Genomic DNA, 478 nt, shown 5'->3' with positions numbered 1-478 from the left:
GCGAAAGCGGTGAGGCAAAAGTTGATCTGTGGATGAAGATGACGTTGTGCCAGTAGCTGGCGGATATACATCGCGGCCGTACTGGCAAAGAAGGTGATGACGGCACCATCCCAGCCACCTTTATTGAGTTTACAGAAACAGGCGCAGGAAAGGCCAACCATTAAGGCTACCAGCCATCTTGGGTAACGTAATGGCTGAATTTGGCTAAATCGTTTCTCTACGCCTTTGTAATCCAGCAGATGGTGCTCCGCCAGAATCACAATGTGCTGGACTTCAGTCACCACATGCATATTAATGCCGCGATCGTGATTTTTACGTGTCGATGTCAGGCATTGCCCATCTTTAATGGTTGTCAGCACTATGGCGTTCGAAGAGATAGAACTTTCAACGCTGTCCATTCCCAGCGCCCGACCCAGTCGTGAGGAAAGCTCATCAACCAACGCGCTTTCCGCACCATGTTGCAGAAGAAATAATCCAC

1 protein-coding gene is annotated in these 478 nt (G+C 49.6%); it reads right to left on the bottom strand.

The genetic code is table 11. From position 1 onward, the window contains the following. On the bottom strand, window positions 1–440 hold a 440-nt coding region (locus E2K52_RS14865; protein WP_264765957.1), incomplete at its 3' end, for a threonine/serine ThrE exporter family protein. Window positions 441–478 lie beyond the last annotated feature (38 nt).

It is taken from the genome of Acinetobacter sp. RF14B, from assembly GCF_006864105.1.
In the GTDB taxonomy this organism is placed as follows: Bacteria; Pseudomonadota; Gammaproteobacteria; order Pseudomonadales; family Moraxellaceae; genus Acinetobacter; species Acinetobacter lwoffii_C.
Note: the sequence above shows the minus strand (reverse complement) of the source record. Positions and strands in the feature narration are given on the sequence as shown.